Origin of the sequence: Litchfieldella xinjiangensis, assembly GCF_000759345.1 — a bacterium.
Taxonomy (GTDB): Bacteria; Pseudomonadota; Gammaproteobacteria; order Pseudomonadales; family Halomonadaceae; genus Litchfieldella_A; species Litchfieldella_A xinjiangensis.
Genome location: NZ_JPZL01000002.1, coordinates 105,623 through 122,005 on the forward strand (window position 1 = coordinate 105,623; position 16,383 = coordinate 122,005).

The 16,383-nt window shown below is 61.8% G+C and carries 16 protein-coding genes; 12 read left to right on the plus strand and 4 right to left on the minus strand.

What is annotated here, in order from left to right; all coding sequences use genetic code 11:
- The first annotated feature begins 185 nt into the window (after positions 1 to 185).
- The 9 genes from rpmB (at position 186) to JH15_RS08090 (ending at position 8,801) form a co-directional block, all read left to right on the plus strand.
- Positions 186 to 422 carry a 50S ribosomal protein L28 gene (rpmB, locus tag JH15_RS08050; protein WP_043529261.1) on the plus strand — a complete coding sequence of 79 codons (237 nt, stop codon included), beginning with the start codon at positions 186 to 188 and terminating at the stop codon, positions 420 to 422.
- A gap of 45 nt (positions 423 to 467) precedes the next feature.
- Complete coding sequence (gene rpmG / locus JH15_RS08055; RefSeq protein ID WP_021819788.1) at positions 468 to 623, plus strand: 50S ribosomal protein L33; 156 nt, start codon at positions 468 to 470, stop codon at positions 621 to 623.
- A 104-nt stretch (positions 624 to 727) separates the two neighbouring features.
- On the plus strand, positions 728 to 1,555 hold the full coding sequence (gene mutM, locus JH15_RS08060; RefSeq protein ID WP_043529264.1) for a bifunctional DNA-formamidopyrimidine glycosylase/DNA-(apurinic or apyrimidinic site) lyase: 828 nt from the start codon (positions 728 to 730) through the stop codon (positions 1,553 to 1,555).
- Between the two features lie 75 nt (positions 1,556 to 1,630).
- Positions 1,631 to 2,821, plus strand: a complete 1,191-nt coding sequence (locus JH15_RS08065) for a class I SAM-dependent rRNA methyltransferase (protein WP_043530540.1) — start codon at positions 1,631 to 1,633, stop codon at positions 2,819 to 2,821.
- Positions 2,822 to 2,856: 35 nt separating this feature from the next.
- Entirely contained in the window at positions 2,857 to 3,294 is a 438-nt protein-coding gene (locus tag JH15_RS08070) for an acyl-CoA thioesterase (RefSeq protein WP_043529266.1), read from the plus strand.
- A 153-nt stretch (positions 3,295 to 3,447) separates the two neighbouring features.
- Entirely contained in the window at positions 3,448 to 4,563 is a 1,116-nt protein-coding gene (gene ald / locus JH15_RS08075; protein WP_043529268.1) for an alanine dehydrogenase, read from the plus strand.
- Positions 4,564 to 4,641: 78 nt separating this feature from the next.
- On the plus strand, positions 4,642 to 5,655 hold the full coding sequence (gene trpS / locus JH15_RS08080; protein ID WP_043529270.1) for a tryptophan--tRNA ligase: 1,014 nt from the start codon (positions 4,642 to 4,644) through the stop codon (positions 5,653 to 5,655).
- A 152-nt stretch (positions 5,656 to 5,807) separates the two neighbouring features.
- Complete coding sequence (locus JH15_RS08085) at positions 5,808 to 7,007, plus strand: YeeE/YedE family protein (protein WP_043529272.1); 1,200 nt, start codon at positions 5,808 to 5,810, stop codon at positions 7,005 to 7,007.
- A gap of 114 nt (positions 7,008 to 7,121) precedes the next feature.
- A complete protein-coding gene (locus tag JH15_RS08090) occupies positions 7,122 to 8,801 on the plus strand; it encodes an NAD-dependent malic enzyme (protein ID WP_043529274.1) in 1,680 nt (559 codons plus the stop codon).
- A gap of 100 nt (positions 8,802 to 8,901) precedes the next feature.
- Here JH15_RS08090 and acnA read toward each other — a convergent pair whose 3' ends face one another.
- Entirely contained in the window at positions 8,902 to 11,646 is a 2,745-nt protein-coding gene (gene acnA, locus JH15_RS08095) for an aconitate hydratase AcnA (protein ID WP_043529276.1), read from the minus strand.
- A 387-nt stretch (positions 11,647 to 12,033) separates the two neighbouring features.
- Here acnA and JH15_RS08100 point away from each other — a divergent pair, with 387 nt between their 5' ends.
- The gene (locus JH15_RS08100) at positions 12,034 to 12,636 is read left to right on the plus strand and encodes a peroxiredoxin (RefSeq protein ID WP_043529278.1); all 603 of its coding nucleotides are present in this window, start codon (positions 12,034 to 12,036) and stop codon (positions 12,634 to 12,636) included.
- 202 nt (positions 12,637 to 12,838) lie between these two features.
- Positions 12,839 to 13,792, plus strand: a complete 954-nt coding sequence (gene trxB, locus JH15_RS08105) for a thioredoxin-disulfide reductase (RefSeq protein ID WP_043529280.1) — start codon at positions 12,839 to 12,841, stop codon at positions 13,790 to 13,792.
- A 78-nt stretch (positions 13,793 to 13,870) separates the two neighbouring features.
- Here the strand turns inward: trxB and JH15_RS08110 are convergent, their stop codons facing one another.
- Positions 13,871 to 14,152: a SlyX family protein gene (locus JH15_RS08110; protein WP_043529282.1), complete on the minus strand. Its 282-nt coding sequence runs from the start codon at positions 14,150 to 14,152 to the stop codon at positions 13,871 to 13,873.
- A gap of 104 nt (positions 14,153 to 14,256) precedes the next feature.
- Between JH15_RS08110 and JH15_RS18450 the strand changes: the two genes are divergently transcribed.
- A complete protein-coding gene (locus JH15_RS18450) occupies positions 14,257 to 14,718 on the plus strand; it encodes a cold-shock protein (RefSeq protein WP_043529283.1) in 462 nt (153 codons plus the stop codon).
- A gap of 66 nt (positions 14,719 to 14,784) precedes the next feature.
- Here JH15_RS18450 and JH15_RS08120 read toward each other — a convergent pair whose 3' ends face one another.
- Positions 14,785 to 15,171, minus strand: a complete 387-nt coding sequence (locus tag JH15_RS08120; protein WP_043529285.1) for a hypothetical protein — start codon at positions 15,169 to 15,171, stop codon at positions 14,785 to 14,787.
- Between the two features lie 42 nt (positions 15,172 to 15,213).
- On the minus strand, positions 15,214 to 16,371 hold the full coding sequence (gene dapE, locus JH15_RS08125; protein ID WP_043529287.1) for a succinyl-diaminopimelate desuccinylase: 1,158 nt from the start codon (positions 16,369 to 16,371) through the stop codon (positions 15,214 to 15,216).
- Between the last annotated feature and the right edge of the window lie 12 nt (positions 16,372 to 16,383).

A 16,383-nucleotide genomic window follows, 5' to 3' on the forward strand; every position in this document is an offset into this window, starting at 1 on the left:
CGCGGCTCTGCGCGGTGGGCGAAAAAAGTGCCGCGACGCTTGCCTGGGAGCGGCCTGTCTGATATAAAGTGCAGCCTTTGAATTCCCTTGGGTTAAATAGAAGGGCATGGAGGCGGTGGCCAGCCGTTCGCCCTACCCGGTTTGCCCGACAGGTTTAGACAACTCCCCAGCGGTTGGAGGCTCTCATGTCCAAAGTATGTCAGGTTACCGGCAAGCGCCCGGTGACTGGTAACAACGTTTCTCACTCCCAGCGTAAGACGCGTCGTCGTTTCTTGCCGAACCTGCACACCCACCGTTTCTGGGTGGAAGCCGAAAAGCGCTTCGTCAAGCTGCGTATCTCCTCCAAGGGTATGCGTATCATCGACAAGAAGGGCATCGATGCAGTGCTGAGCGACATTCGCAAGCGCGGCGAAGCCATCTAAGCGGTTAAGCGGTCATAGAGACCCGGTTTTTGGGAGAGTTGAGTCATGCGTGACAAGATCAGAATGGTGTCCAGTGCCGGTACCGGCCACTTCTACACCACCGACAAGAACAAGCGGAACACCCCGGACAAGCTTGAAATGAAGAAGTTCGATCCGGTCGTCCGCAAGCACGTGATGTACAAGGAAGCCAAGATCAAGTAAGGACACCCGTCCGCGCTTGGCATCCCCGCAGGCTCTGCCTGCCTCAGAAACCCGGCTCATGCCGGGTTTTTGCGTCTGTGTCCGTTGCCCGTACAGGAGCCTGCATGCCTGAACTTCCTGAAGTCGAGACCACCCGGCGAGGTATTGCCCCGCACATCGAGGGGCGCGAAATACGCGAAGTCATCGTGCGTCAGCGTCGCCTGCGTTGCCCCGTACCGGAAGGACTCGAAGATGCCTTGGTCGGTCGACACCTGGGCGCGGTGGGGCGACGTGCCAAGTATCTGTTGCTGCCAGTGGAGGGGGGCGACACGCCCGCCTCGCTGCTCTGGCATCTGGGAATGTCGGGTAGCCTGCGCATTGCCCAGGTGGGCGACTTGCCGCGCAAGCACGATCACGTCGATGTGGTGGTCGAGGGGGGCGCTATCCTGCGTTACCACGACCCTCGGCGTTTTGGTTTCGTCGATTGGCTTCAGGGTCACCCCGAGACGGATGCCCGACTGGCACGGCTGGGGCCTGAGCCGCTGTCGCCGGACTTTGATGGGAGACGGCTATATGCGATGTCACGAAATCGTCGCATTGCCGTGAAACCCTTTCTGATGGACAACGCCGTGGTGGTCGGGGTCGGCAACATCTACGCCAGCGAGGCGCTGTTCATGGCCGGTATCGACCCGCGCCGGGCAGCCGGCCGGATTTCGCTGGCACGCTACGAGCTGCTGGCCGCCGCGATTCGCGAGGTGCTGGCGGCTGCGATTACCCAGGGCGGCACCACCCTGCGCGACTTCGTCAGCGGTACCGGCGAGCCGGGCTATTTTTCCCAGCGGCTCAATGTCTACGGCCGTGACGGTGAACCCTGCCGACGTTGCGGTGCCGAGCTACGTCTGGCCACACTGGGGCAACGCGCCAGTGTATTCTGTGCCGAGTGCCAGACCTGAGGCATTTGGCCGCGCGATACGTGTGACGATTGCGCTAGAATGCCGCCCAATGATCACGACAACCGGGAGTCCCGCGTGACCGAACGCCTGCGCTTGAAGAAGAATGCCGATCGTCGCCTCAAGGCCGGCCACCTGTGGCTGTACTCCAATGAGATCGACACCGAGGCCACACCGCTCAAGACCTTCGAGCCGGGTGGCCAGGCGGTGATCGAAGCTGCCAACGGCAAGGCGATGGGCGTGGCCTACGTCAACCCGCATTCGCTGATCTGCGCCCGGGTCGTTTCCCGGGATCCCAACGTGAGGCTGGATCGCTCATTGCTGGTGCACCGCTTCAACCAGGCGTTGGGGCTGCGTGAACGTCTGTTCGCCAAACCCTTCTATCGCCTGGTCCACGGTGAAGGCGACCTGCTGCCCGGCTTGATCGTCGATCGCTTCGACGATGTCCTGGTGGTGCAGCTCAATACTCTGGGCATGGAGCACCTCGGCGAAGAGGTTGTCGCTGCCTTGGACAAGGTGTTGTCGCCGCGGGCCATCGTGTTCAAGAACGACTCGTCCGGGCGTCGCCAGGAGCAATTGGAATCCCAGGTGGAAGTGGTCAAGGGCGAACTGCCCGATGAGGTCCTGCTCGAGGAGAACGGGGTACGTTTCGCGGTACCGGTGCTCGCCGGCCAGAAAACCGGCTGGTTCTACGACCATCGCGTCAACCGTGCCTGGCTCAACGGCTTGGTCGCCGGCAAGCGGGTGCTGGATGTTTTCAGCTATATCGGCGGGTGGGGCGTTCAGGCTGCCGCCAATGGGGCAAGCGAGGTGCTGTGTCTCGACGCCTCCGGCGAAGCGCTGGAGCGCGTGGCCGAGAATGCCGCGCTCAACGGGGTTGCCGAGCAGGTGGCGATCGGCGAAGGGGATGCCTTCGATGCGTTGGCGGCGCTCAAGGCCGAGGGCGAACAGTTCGATGTGGTGATTCTCGATCCGCCGGCCTTCATCAAGAAGCGCAAGGACATTCCCAATGGCGAGCGTGCCTATGCGCGGCTCAACCGCGAAGCCATTCGCCTGCTGGGTCGTGACGGCCTGCTGATGTCGGCGTCCTGTTCCATGCATCTGGCCCCGGAGCGCTTGATCGAGTCCGTGCGGGGCGCGGTGCGTCATCAGGATCGCCATGGCCAGGTCATTTACCAGGGCCACCAGGGGCCCGATCATCCCGTGCATCCGGCGATTCCGGAGACGGCGTATCTTAAAGCACTTGGTGTGCGTGTCTTCCGGGACTGACGCCAACGCAATACCCGCAGCCAAGGAGGGCAGCGATGGTGTGGGACCTGCCTAGCCCCTACACGATCGAGATCCAGGTCGGGACATCGGCCATCGATGACTTCGATCACGTCAACAATCTCGAATACCTGCGTTGGATCGAGGCGATCAGTTGGCAGCATTCCGCTGAGCTGGGGCTCGATCTGGCGCGCTACCGGGAGCATGACCGAGCCATGGTCGTCCATCGGCATGAGCTCGACTACCTGCGTGCCGCCTTTCTCGGCGAGTCGCTCGAGTTGGCTACCTGGATCGTGGCTTGCGATGGCCGCCTCACCCTCACGCGACGCTTCCAGCTGCTGCGACCCGCCGATGGACAGACCCTACTGCGCGCCCGGACTCGCTTTGCCTGCATCGAGCTCTCCAGTGGCCGGGCACGCCGTATGCCAGCGGAATATGCGACCCGCTACGGCGATGCCATCGTTCGGGAACCCTGAAGCAAGGTCTCACGTTACTGCGTTATCTCCCCGAACCCCTCCCTGAAGTAATGCCGATTCGCATGAAATCTTCCCGTTTTTCGGGAGGCTGGTAACGGCTTTTCTCCCTTGTGCTGTAATGAGGCAATACCCTCGAGCCCTATGGAGGTAACCATGAAGATCGCCGTGCCCAAGGAGATCAAGAATCACGAATACCGGGTCGCACTGACACCCACCGGTGCTCGCGAGCTGTTCGATCGTGGCCATCAGGTCAAGCTCCAGACCGGTGCCGGTGAAGGTGCCGGGTTTCCCGACGCCGACTACGAGGCAGCCGGGGCGCGGATGGAAGCCGATGTCGATGCGCTCTGGTCATGGTCGGAACTGATACTCAAGGTCAAGGAGCCCCAGCCCGACGAGCTCGCTCGGTTGGATGAAGGCAAGACGCTCTTCACCTACCTGCACTTGGCAGCCGACGAAAATCTCACGCGCGGCCTGATGGAGAGCAAGGCGACCTGTATTGCCTACGAAACCATCACCAGTCCCCATGGCGGCTTGCCCCTGCTGGCGCCGATGAGCGCCGTGGCGGGACGCATGTCGGTGCAGGCGGGCGCCCATAGCCTGGAAAAGGCACAGGGCGGTGCTGGTGTGCTGCTGCCGGGTGTGCCGGGTGTACCGCCGGCGCGAGTGACCGTGATCGGGGGCGGCGTGGTCGGCGAGAATGCCGCACGCATGGCGCTGGGACTGGGGGCCGATGTGACGATCCTCGACACCTCGATTCCGCGTCTCGAGACCCTTGATCATCGCTATCAAGGGCGCATGAAGACGGCCTTTTCCAGCGCGGATACACTCGATGAGGCGGTGCGCGAATCCGACCTGATCATCGGTGCCGTGCTCGTGCCTGGCGCCGCCGCACCTAAACTCATCACCCGCCAGCAACTTGGTGACATGAAGCCCGGCAGCGTATTGGTCGATGTGGCCATCGACCAGGGCGGCTGTTTCGAGACCAGCCGTGCCACGACCCATGCCGAACCGACCTATGTGGTCGACGGTGTCGTACATTATTGCGTGGCCAATATGCCAGGCGCGGTGGCGCGTACCTCGACCCAGGCCCTGACCAACGCCACGTTGCCGTTCGTGATGGCCTTGGCCGACAAGGGCTGGAAGCAGGCGCTTTCCGACGATCCCCACTTCCGCCCTGGGCTCAACGTACATCAGGGTCAGGTGACGTATCCTGCCGTTGCCGAGGCGTTTGGCCTGGACAGTGCCGACCCTGCGACCCTCTTGAAATAACTTCTCGCTGTTCGCCTTGGGCGGGGCGGCACGCTAAACTGGCGCGATTCGCATCGACAGAATCGGGCCAGTTTCTTCATGACCAAGACACGCGTTCTCACCGGTATCACGACGACCGGTACTCCGCACCTCGGCAACTATGTCGGCGCCATCAAGCCGGCCATCGCTGCCAGCCAGGATCCAAGCGTTCAATCCTATTACTTCCTTGCCGACCTGCACGCACTGATCAAGTGCCAGGATCCGCGGCGAGTTCAGGAATCACGCCTGGAAATCGCCGCCACCTGGCTGGCGCTGGGATTGGATACCGACAATGCTATCTTCTATCGTCAGTCGGACATTACCGAAATCCCCGAGCTGACCTGGATGTTGTCGTGTGTCTGCGCCAAGGGGCTGATGAACCGTGCCCACGCCTACAAGGCCAGCGTGGCCGAGAACGAGGCGGTCGGGAATCAGGATCCCGACAAGGGCATTACCATGGGACTGTTCGGTTATCCGGTGCTGATGGCCGCTGACATCCTGATGTTCAATGCCCACAAGGTGCCGGTGGGGCGCGACCAGATCCAGCATATCGAGATGGCCCGCGACATGGCAGGGCGCTTCAATCACCTCTACAAGGGCGACTACTTCACGCTGCCCGAGGCAGTGGTCGACGAGAAGGTCGAGGTGCTCGGTGGGCTCGACGGGCGCAAGATGTCCAAGAGCTATAACAACACCATTCCTCTGTTCGTCTCCGAGAAGAAACTGCTCAAGCTGGTTCGCAAGATCAAGACCAATTCCCTGGAGCCCGGTGAACCCAAGGATCCGGATGGCTGCACGCTGTTCCAGATCTACGCCGCCTTCGCCACGCCGGAAGAGACCCAGGCAATGCGCCGCCAGTATGAAGAGGGGATCGGTTGGGGCGACGCCAAGAACCAGCTCTTCGACTACCTCAACGCCCACCTGCGCGAACCGCGCGAACGCTACCTGGCATTGATGGAAGATCCCGGGCATATCGAGTCCGTGCTTGCCAAGGGTGCCGAGCGTGCACGTGCCGAAGCGGCGGCCTTGATGGACCGGTTGCGTCCTGCAGTAGGACTGGGCCGATTCGTGTAAACAGCGACCGCGAAGACCGCTTCCGAGGCGCCCCACGGGGCGCCTTGTTTATATCTATAATTGATAGTCGGTATCAGTCTTATGCATTTCCACTTGCTCAGGCCGCGGCGTAGGGTGGGCATCATCGAGTTAACGCGACCGAGGAGAGCATGATGAGCGATATCGCAGTACCGCGCCGTCCGGCGCCTACCGTCTGGGTGGCCGGCGGTTTGCTGGCGTTGGGTGCACTGAGTATTGGTGCCGTCTTCGGTTGGCGCCTCACGGGGCTCATGCTGGTAGGGGGTGCGCTGGGGCTAGTGCTCTACCATGCCGCGTTCGGTTTCACCGCCGCTTGGCGCGTCTTCATCATCGATCGGCGAGGCCGGGGCTTGCGCGCCCAGATGCTGATGCTGGCGGTGACGGTCCTTCTGTTCTTCCCGGTCCTTGGCAACGGCACTCTGTTCGGCCAGGCGGTGAGCGGCTTTGTGGCGCCAATCGGTATTTCGGTGCTGGTCGGCGCGTTCCTGTTCGGGGTCGGCATGCAGCTTGGCGGCGGTTGTGCTTCCGGCACGTTGTTCACCGCAGGCGGGGGCAATGCGCGAATGCTGGTGACATTGGCCTTCTTCATCGTGGGCTCGCTCATCGGTACCGCGCACTTCACCTGGTGGCAGGGCCTGCCGGCCTTTGAGCCGGTCTCGGTCGTCGACACGTTCGGCGTAGCGGGCGGCCTGGTCGTCAGTCTCGGTTTGTTTGCCTTGATTGGTCTGCTGACAGTGGCCCTGGAAAAGCGTCGCCATGGCAAGCTGGAAGAGACGCCACGAGTGGATTTCGGTCATCGTCACTGGCTGACCGGTCCATGGCCGCTGCTATTCGGCGCTGTAGCTCTGGCGCTACTCAATTTCGCTACCCTCGCCTTGGCCGGTCGCCCTTGGGGCATCACTTCGGCGTTCGCCCTTTGGGGTGCCAAGGCCTTCGAGTTCCTGGGCGGCGATGTCAGCGGTTGGGGCTACTGGCAGAATCCCGGCAATGCGGCTGCACTCGATGCCAACGTCTGGCAGGACGTGACGACGGTGATGAACGTGGGGATCATGCTGGGCGCGCTGGCGGCCGCCTCATTGGCGGGACGCTTCGCTCCCAGCCTGCGCATCCCGTTGCGCTCATTGCTGGCCGCAGTCGTTGGTGGTTTGTTGCTCGGCTACGGTGCCCGGCTGGCATTCGGTTGCAATATCGGGGCGTACTTCAGCGGCATCGCTTCAGGCAGCGTGCATGGCTGGGTCTGGATGGTGGCAGCCTTCGCCGGCAATATCATGGGCACCTGGTTGAGGCCCTGGTTCTTTCAACAACCTGCCCGGCCCGTATCGCGCAGTGGCTGAGGCGCATATCATGGCGCGCCGGACATGAGCGCGCCGGGCCAGACATGCTAAAGTGACGCCATTCATGGCGCCGCCAGAGCGCCACATGACTCCGCCAACCGCACGAGAGACGAGATGAACGATTTCCCCAAGCGTCCGCTGTATGTGCCCTATGCCGGGCCCTCGTTACTGGAAATGCCACTGCTCAACAAGGGGAGCGCCTTTACGCTCCAGGAGCGCATCGCTTTCAACCTCGTCGGCTTGTTGCCCCACAATGTCGAGAGCATCGAAGAGCAGGCCGAACGGGCCTATCGCCAGTATCGGTTATGCACCACGGATCTGGATCGTCACATCTATCTGCGCGCCATCCAGGATGACAATGAGACGTTGTTCTTCCGCCTGCTCGAAGAGCATCTCGAAGAGATGCTGCCGATCATCTATACCCCGACGGTCGGCGAAGCGTGCGAGGAATTCTCGAACATCTACCGCAACCACCGTGGGCTGTTCGTCTCCTATCCGCACCGCGAACACCTCGACGATATCCTGCGCAGCGCCACCAAGGACAAGGTCAAGGTGATCGTGGTCACCGACGGCGAACGTATCCTGGGGCTTGGCGATCAAGGGATCGGGGGTATGGGTATCCCTATCGGAAAGCTGTCGCTGTATACCGCATGCGGCGGTATCAGCCCGGCCTATACGCTGCCGATCATGATCGACGTGGGCACCAATAACCAGGCGCTGCTCGACGATCCCATGTACATGGGCTGGCGCCATCAGCGAATCTCGCAAGATGAATACAATGCCTTCATGGCCGACTTCATCGCTGCCGTGAAGCGTCGCTGGCCTAACGTGCTGTTGCAGTTCGAGGACTTCGCCCAGTCCAATGCCATGCCCCTGCTCGAGCGTTACCGTGACGAGCTCTGCTGCTTCAATGACGATATCCAGGGCACGGCGGCGGTCTGTGTCGGTACGTTGCTGGCGGCCTGCAAGGCCAAGGACGAGAAGGTCAGCGAACAGCGCGTCGCTTTCGTGGGCGCCGGCTCGGCAGGCTGTGGTATCGCCGAGCAGATCGTCGTGGCGATGCAGGAAGAGGGGCTTAGCGAATCCCAGGCACGTGCCCAGATATTCATGGTCGACCGCTATGGTCTGCTGACCACCGACTTGAACGGGCTCTACGATTTCCAGGCACGCCTGGCGCACGATCCCGCCGCGGTAGCCGATTGGGGGGATCGCAGCCTGCTCGATGTGGTGCGTCACGCCAAACCCACCGTACTGATTGGCGTCTCGGGGCAACGTGGTCTGTTCTCTCGGGAGGTGATCGAGGCGCTGCAGGAGGGATGTCCGCAGCCTTTGGTCATGCCATTGTCAAACCCGACCTCACGGGTCGAGGCGACGCCCCAGGACATCCTGACCTGGACCCAGGGTCGCGCCCTGGTGGCGACCGGTAGCCCGTTCAAGCCGGTCTCGCTGGAAGGTGAAACCTACCCCATTGCCCAATGCAACAACGCCTACATCTTCCCCGGCATCGGCCTGGGTGTGGTGGCTTCGGGGGCTACGCGGATTACCGATGCGATGCTGATGGCCGCTTCGAACGCGCTGGCCAATGGCGCGCCAATAGTGAAGCACGGCGAGGGCGCGCTGCTTCCGGCGCTCTCCGATATTCGCGAGATCAGCAAGGCGATCGCCTTCGACGTGGCCAAGCAGGCCCAGGAGGATGGTGTGGCGCTGCGCAGTGACGATGAAACCCTGAGGGAGGCCATCGAGTACCATTTCTGGTACCCGCGTTATCGCGACTACCGCCGCAAGGCGTTCTAAGCGCGCTCCTGCATAGTGCCCCGGCAGCAATGGATAAGCAGCATAAGAAAGGCCCCGCCAATTGGCGGGGCCTTTTTCGATGCTGGATGAAAAGTGGCGATCAAGCCGAGCCAATCATCTTGCGCAGCACATAGTGCAGGATGCCGCCGTGGCGATAGTATTCCAGCTCGTTGGCGGTATCGATCCGGCACAGGGCCTCGATCTTCTTCTCACCCTTGTCGGACTTGATGGTCACGTTGACCTGCCCGCCCGGGGTCAGGTCGGCGATCCCATCGATGGAGACCTCCTCATCCCCGGTCAGACCGAGCGACTTGCGGTCCTCTCCCTCGGGGAACTGAAGCGGTACCACGCCCATGCCGATCAGGTTGGAGCGGTGGATACGCTCATAGGACTCGGCGAGTACCGCACGGACGCCGAGCAGACGCGTGCCCTTGGCGGCCCAGTCACGTGAGGAGCCAGTGCCGTATTCCTTGCCGGCAATCACGACCAGGGGGCGACCTTCCTCGGCATACTTCATTGCCGCATCGTAGATCGCCATCTGTTCGTCGCTCGGCACGTGGCGGGTGTAGCCGCCTTCGACCCCGTCGAGCATCTCGTTGCGGATACGCACGTTGGCGAAGGTACCGCGCATCATGACTTCGTGGTTACCGCGACGAGAGCCATAGGAGTTGAAGTCCATCGGCTTGACGCCGTGCTCCTGCAGGTAGCGACCTGCAGGGCTGTCGGGCTTGATGGCACCCGCCGGCGAGATATGATCGGTGGTCACCGAGTCGCCTAGCATGGCCAGCACGCGTGCGTTTTCTACATCCTGCAGCGGCTCCGGCTCTCTGCCCATACCCTCGAAGAACGGCGGGTGCTGGATATACGTGGAATCCTCGGACCATTGATAAACCTGGCTCTGGGGCACGTCGATGGCTTTCCACACCTCGTCGCCCTCGAAGACCTCGGCATACTCCTTGCGGTACATCTCGGTGCGGACCTTCTCGACCGCCTCGGCAATTTCCGCCTGGCTGGGCCAGATATCCTGAAGATATACCGGCTTGCCGTCCTTGCCTTCGCCAAGGGGCTCCTTGGAGATGTCCAGGCGCACGTTCCCGGCCAGGGCATAAGCGACGACCAGGGGCGGAGAGGCGAGCCAGTTGGTCTTGACCAGCGGATGCACGCGTCCTTCGAAGTTACGGTTCCCCGACAGCACCGAGGCCACGGTCAGGTCGCCGTCCTCGATGGCCTTTTCGATCGGTGGCAGCAGCGGCCCTGAGTTGCCGATACACGTGGTACAACCGTAGCCGACCAGGTTGAAGCCCAGCGCATTCAGGTCGTCCTGGAACCCGCCGGCAGCCAGGTAGTCCGTAACGACCTTGGAGCCCGGAGCCAGCGAGGTCTTCACCCAAGGCTTGGTATCGAGACCTTTTTCCACCGCCTTGCGGGCCAACAACCCGGCAGCCATCATCACGCTGGGGTTGGAGGTGTTGGTACAGGAAGTGATCGCGGCAATCACTACCGCGCCCGGGTTGAGCTTGAAGGTCGAGCCCTCGACATCGACGTCCTGGCTATCGTGGTGTTCGAAATGCTCGTGGGTCCCCACGGGCATCTGTCCGCCTTCCGAATCGAACTTGCCGCGTGCGGTGGCGGAGGCCTCTGCAGCGTCGTCACCCATCAAATTCTCGAAGGTCGACTTCATGTCGGACAGGGCGACGCGATCCTGGGGACGCTTGGGTCCGGCCAGGCTGGCCTCGACATCACCCATGTCCAGTTGCAGGGTGTCGCTGAATACCGGCTCGGCACCGGGCTTGCGCCACAGGTCCTGTTCCTTGCAGTAGGCTTCGACCAGCGCTACTTCCTCGTCGCTGCGGCCTGTCAGGCGCAGGTAGTTGAGCGTCTCGTCGTCGACCGGGAAGAAGCCGCAGGTCGCACCGTATTCAGGGGCCATGTTGGCGATCGTGGCACGGTCGGCCAGTGGCAGGTCGTCCAGGCCGTCGCCATAGAATTCGACGAACTTGCCCACCACGCCTTTCTGACGAAGCATCTGGGTGACGGTAAGTACCAGGTCGGTGGCGGTAATGCCTTCCCGCAGCTTGCCGGTGAGCTTGAAGCCGACGACTTCGGGAATCAGCATCGAGACCGGCTGGCCCAGCATGGCGGCTTCCGCCTCGATACCACCCACGCCCCAGCCGAGTACGCCAAGGCCGTTGATCATGGTGGTATGCGAATCGGTGCCGACCAGGGTATCGGGGTAGGCGAACGACTTTCCGTCCTCTTCCTTGACCCAGACGGTCTTGCCTAGATACTCAAGGTTGACCTGGTGACAGATACCGGTGCCGGGGGGAACCACGCGGAAGTTGTCGAAGGCGTCCTGTCCCCAGCGCAGGAACTCGTAACGTTCACGGTTACGGTCCATCTCGATGGCGACGTTATCGCGAAACGCGCTGGGATCCCCATACTTGTCGACCATCACCGAGTGGTCGATGACCAGGTCGACCGGGGACAGCGGGTTGATGCGCGACGGATCTTCGCCCAGCTTCTCGACAGCGGCCCGCATCGAGGCCAGGTCGACGACACCGGGAACGCCCGTGAAGTCCTGCATCAATACCCGGGCGGGACGATAGCCGATCTCGCGGGTCGAACGCGCTTCCTGCTGCCAGTCGACCAGGGCCTGCATATCCTCGCGAGACACGCTTTCGTCATCGGCAAAGCGAAGTTGATTCTCGAGCAGGATCTTGAGAGTGACCGGAAGGCGCTGGATGTCCCCCAAGGCCTCGGCCGCCTTGGGCAGGCTGTAATAATGATATTCGCGCTCGCCCACGGTCAGGCTAGCGAGCGTGTTCGGTGCGGAATCGGCACTCATGGTCTTCTCCTCGTGACGGTGAAGTCATGTACGGTGGGGCTTCCTGCCCCGGACCATAACCCATGACCTTACACATGGTCATCATAGTTGCAGTTTTCAAGCAACGCTGCGCTGCGCCCGGTCTGGCAGCGTTGTTCTGGCACGGCGGACGACTGGCGAGTTCGTGCGTCAATGGCTCGCTGTCTTCGCAAGTTCCTTGAAAGCATGGCACACAGCCCCCATCTCGCATAATTCTGGCAATGGCTCGACAGGGCATGTGGGGCCGGGGCATAGCCGTGGCCTATGACAGCCATTGGGCATATCGAATTGCAGAATACCGGTACCGGACTTTAGTCTAGGGCCGTTTAATTCCCCCGTTATCCACTCTTTCGTAGAAAGGAGCGTTACATGAGCGTGTTGGTTGGTCGTCAAGCCCCCGATTTCGAAGCTGCTGCCGTGCTAGGCAATGGCGAGATCGTCGAGAATTTCAAGCTGTCCGACAGCAACGGTAAAATGCGCGTGCTGTTTTTCTGGCCGCTGGATTTCACCTTCGTTTGCCCGTCGGAAATCATTGCCCATGACAACCGTCTGCAGCAGTTCAAGGAACTGGGTGTCGAGGTGATCGGTGCTTCCATCGACTCACAGTTCACCCACCACGCCTGGCGCAAGACCTCGCCCGACCGTGGCGGTATCGGTGAAGTCGGCTTCCCGATCGTTGCTGACGTCAAGCACGAGATTACCCAGGCCTACGGCATCGAGCATCCGGAAGCGGGTGTCGCCATGCGTGCCTCGTTCCTGATCGACGAGCAGGGTGTCGTCCAGCACCAGACCGTCAACAACCTGCCGCTGGGTCGTAACGTCGACGAAATGCTGCGCATGGTCAAGGCGCTGCAGCACCACCAGAAGCACGGTGAAGTCTGCCCGGCAGGCTGGGACGAAGGTCAGGAAGGTATGAAGGACACCGCGGAAGGCGTCGCCAAGTACCTGGGCAGCCACTCCAAGGACCTGTAAGCCAAGCGACTGATACGAGGCGGCCCCAAGGGCCGCCTCTTTCGTTGCGACCCTTCTGTGGGGCGCATTACGCTATTTCGCCTGATAAACTACGGTCGCCCGTTAAACAATACGCACCAGGGTGCTGTGGCATGTCTTTGCTGGAAGCCATGCCAGAGGACCGCTGAGGTTCCTTTCCGTGTCTGTACGAGGAATGTCATCCATGAGCGAAGTGCGTCACGAACGCCTGATCATTCTCGGTTCCGGCCCTGCCGGCTACACCGCTGCTGTCTATGCCGCGCGCGCCAACCTCAAGCCATTGCTGATAACCGGCATGCAGGCCGGCGGGCAGTTGACCACGACCACCGATGTCGATAACTGGCCGGGCGATGACGAGGGTGTGCAGGGCCCGGAGCTGATGGAGCGTATGCGCAGGCACGCCGAGCGCTTCGATACCGAGGTCCTGTTCGATCATGTCAATGAAGTCGATCTGCGAGAACGGCCTTTCACCCTGAAAGGCGACAACGGCACCTACACCTGCGATGCGCTGATTGTCGCCACCGGTGCCAGCGCTCGTTATCTTGGGTTGCCGTCCGAGCAGCAGTTCATGGGCCAAGGGGTTTCCGCCTGCGCGACCTGCGATGGCTTCTTCTATCGCAACCAGGAAGTGATTGTCGTTGGCGGCGGCAATACCGCCGTCGAGGAGGCGCTTTATCTTTCGAATATCGCCTCCAAGGTCACGCTGGTGCATCGTCGCGACACACTTCGCGCCGAGAAGATCATGCAGCAGAAGCTGTTCGAGAAAGCCGAGAGCGGCAAGGTCGTGCTGGAGTGGAACCAGACCTTGGATGAAGTACTTGGCGACAATAGCGGTGTGACCGGGGTGCGCCTCAAGTCGGCGCTCGATGGCAGTACCAAGGAAATCACGGCACCCGGCGTCTTCATTGCCATCGGCCACACGCCCAATACCGGTATCTTCGAAGGGCAACTGGACATGGCGGGCGGCTACATCAAGGTGCGGACCGGGCTCGAGGGTAACGCCACGGCGACCAGCGTTCCCGGCGTGTTCGCCTGCGGTGACGTCATGGATCATGTCTACCGCCAGGCCATCACCTCGGCCGGTAGCGGCTGCATGGCCGCCCTCGATGCCGAACGCTATCTGGAAACGTTAAGCTGAAACCTGCCTTCGTCGCAAAGCCCACCGCACGGTGGGCTTTAATGTATGGAACGTCCGGCCTTCCGGGTGTCGATCAGTTCAGTAATGCGGTGGCACCTCATTCTCGGCTCGATAGTCGCTGTCTTCCGAAGTAGCGTTGATCGCCTGGTGCTGTTCACGAAGTCGCTGGCCCATCAGCTCGCTCATGCGCTCCAGCTGGGCGAGGCGACGTTCCTGGGCCGCCACGGCCTTGTCCAGACTCTCAAGCCAATGTTCCTGATAGGCAATACGACTCTCGAGGTCGTCCAGCCGCGCGCGGTCGTGCGCGAGCGAGCCTGATTGCGGCGTGATAGAATCATCGGGTTGTGTGTTGCCATTCATCGCGACACCTTCGCTGTAATCAATCGGTGCCCTGCGCTTTATCACGTCAGGGCCTTTATCGTGTTCGTCATCCCTTACCAAACACAAGAGAGAATCCTAGGTCCATGAATCGAAAGGTCTTGCTTCGTTGTAGTCTGGTTAGTCTGTTGTTCGCCATTCCCGCGCCGCTACTGCTTGCCTTGTGCGTCTCCTTCACCGGCGGTTCGTCGTTTGGCGAATTGCTGTCGGCGCTCGCCGAGGATCGCCTCAGTGTCTACCTGGCCGTGGTGATTGGCGTATTCCTGACGTTACTCTTCGCCACCCTGACGCTGAATTGGGTCAAGCCGACGTTCACTGCCTACGCCGAGGTCGAGGACGACGACCGTGAGCTTGGCGAGGTGAAGTGGTTCAACGTCAACAAGGGGTACGGTTTCATCACCCGTGAAGGTGGGGAGGATGTCTTCGTCCACTTCCGAGCCATCCGTGGCAAGGGGCACCGGACCCTCGCCGAGGGGCAGAAGGTGCGCTACTACGTGATCGAGAATGAGCGTGGATTGCAAGCCGACGACGTCACTGTCATTACCTGACGCTCTGCCCGAGACGCTCGTGTCAGACAATCGCCCGCCGGGGAGACCCGGCGGGCGATTTCATTGTTACTGCCCCGAGTCGGGCCAGTCGATCGCCCCTTCGCTGCCGTCGGGCAGAACCCGCCAGAACCGGTCGGGCTCGTCGCCGGGCTGCCAACCGCCCAATGAGCAGCGAACTTCGCAGTCGAGCCGCTTGGCGGCCTCACGCGCACAGTCAACATCCCTCGGCCAGGGCGTGGCGCCACTGTCGAACCACAGGCTGGCGTAGCCATCTGCGGCCTGCTCGACCAGCAGCACGGGAATTTGCTGTCCGTCAGCATGGCCAGTGGTCCGCGCCTTGCGCTTGCCGGCCCCTTTCAAGGGTGGCGCATCGAGGCGTTCGGCCAGCCAGGCATCCAGCGCCGGTAGTGACGCCTTGGCGAGGTAGATTTCGATATCGGGGTAGCGCTGCATGACGGCCTCTGAAGGTGCTGGATCGAACCGGGGACGAACCTCTCAGGCAAATAGGCGCTTGAGAATGGCTTCGTAGATCTCGCTCAGGGTATCCAGATGGCTGGCGCAGACCCGTTCGTTGACCTTGTGAATGGTATCATTGAGCGGCCCCAATTCGACCACCTGGCTGCCCAGCGTGGCGATAAAACGACCGTCCGAGGTACCGCCCGAGGTGGAAAGCTCGGGGCGACGCCCTGCAATTTCCTCCACACCCGCCAAGGTGGCGTCCACCAGCTCCCCTTCGGCGGTCAGGAAGGGTTCGCCATTGAGGGTCCAGTCGAGCCGGTAATCCAGGCCGTGGGCATCGAGAATGGCTTCGGTACGCTGGCGTAACTGCTCATGGGTGACTTCAGTGGAGTAGCGGAAATTGAACACCGCCTCCAGTTCGCCGGGGATGACATTGGTCGCGCCCGTGCCTGAGCGCAGGTTGGATATCTGGAAGCTGGTCGCGGGGAAGAAGGCATTGCCGTCGTCCCAATGTTCGCGCACCAGGGCATCCAGAGCCGGGGCCACGTCATGGATGGGATTGCGCGCCAGGTGAGGGTAGGCGACATGCCCCTGTATCCCTTTGACATGCAGTACGCCACCCAGCGACCCGCGACGCCCATTCTTGATCACATCGGCGAGTTCCCGGGTGGAGGAAGGTTCGCCAACGATGCAGTAGTCGAGGCGCTCGTGTCGCTCACGAAGATGCTCCACCACCGCGCGGGTGCCATCGACTGCCGGCCCTTCTTCGTCGGAAGTGATCAGGAAGGCTATTCTACCGGCGTGGTCGGGATAGCGTGTGACGAAGCGCTCCACAGCCGTGACCATGGCGGCCAGGCTGCCCTTCATGTCGGCGGCGCCACGCCCGCACAGCATGCCTTCGTCATCGATGCTCGGCTCGAAGGGCGGCGTTGCCCAGTTGGTATGCGGTCCGCTGGGCACGACATCGGTGTGGCCGGCAAAGGCCAGTACCGGGCCATGGTGTCCATGCACGGCCCAGAAGTTCACGACATCGCCGAATGGCAACCGTTCGATCTGGAAGCCGAGGCGCTCGAGACGCTCGATCATCACGGTCTGGCACCCTTCGTCGTCCGGCGTGACCGAGGGGCGACGAATCAGATCGAAGGCCAGGGCGAGGGTCGGGGAGAGCGCGCTAGCGGTGTCGGCGTTGGACATGCGGAATCCTGA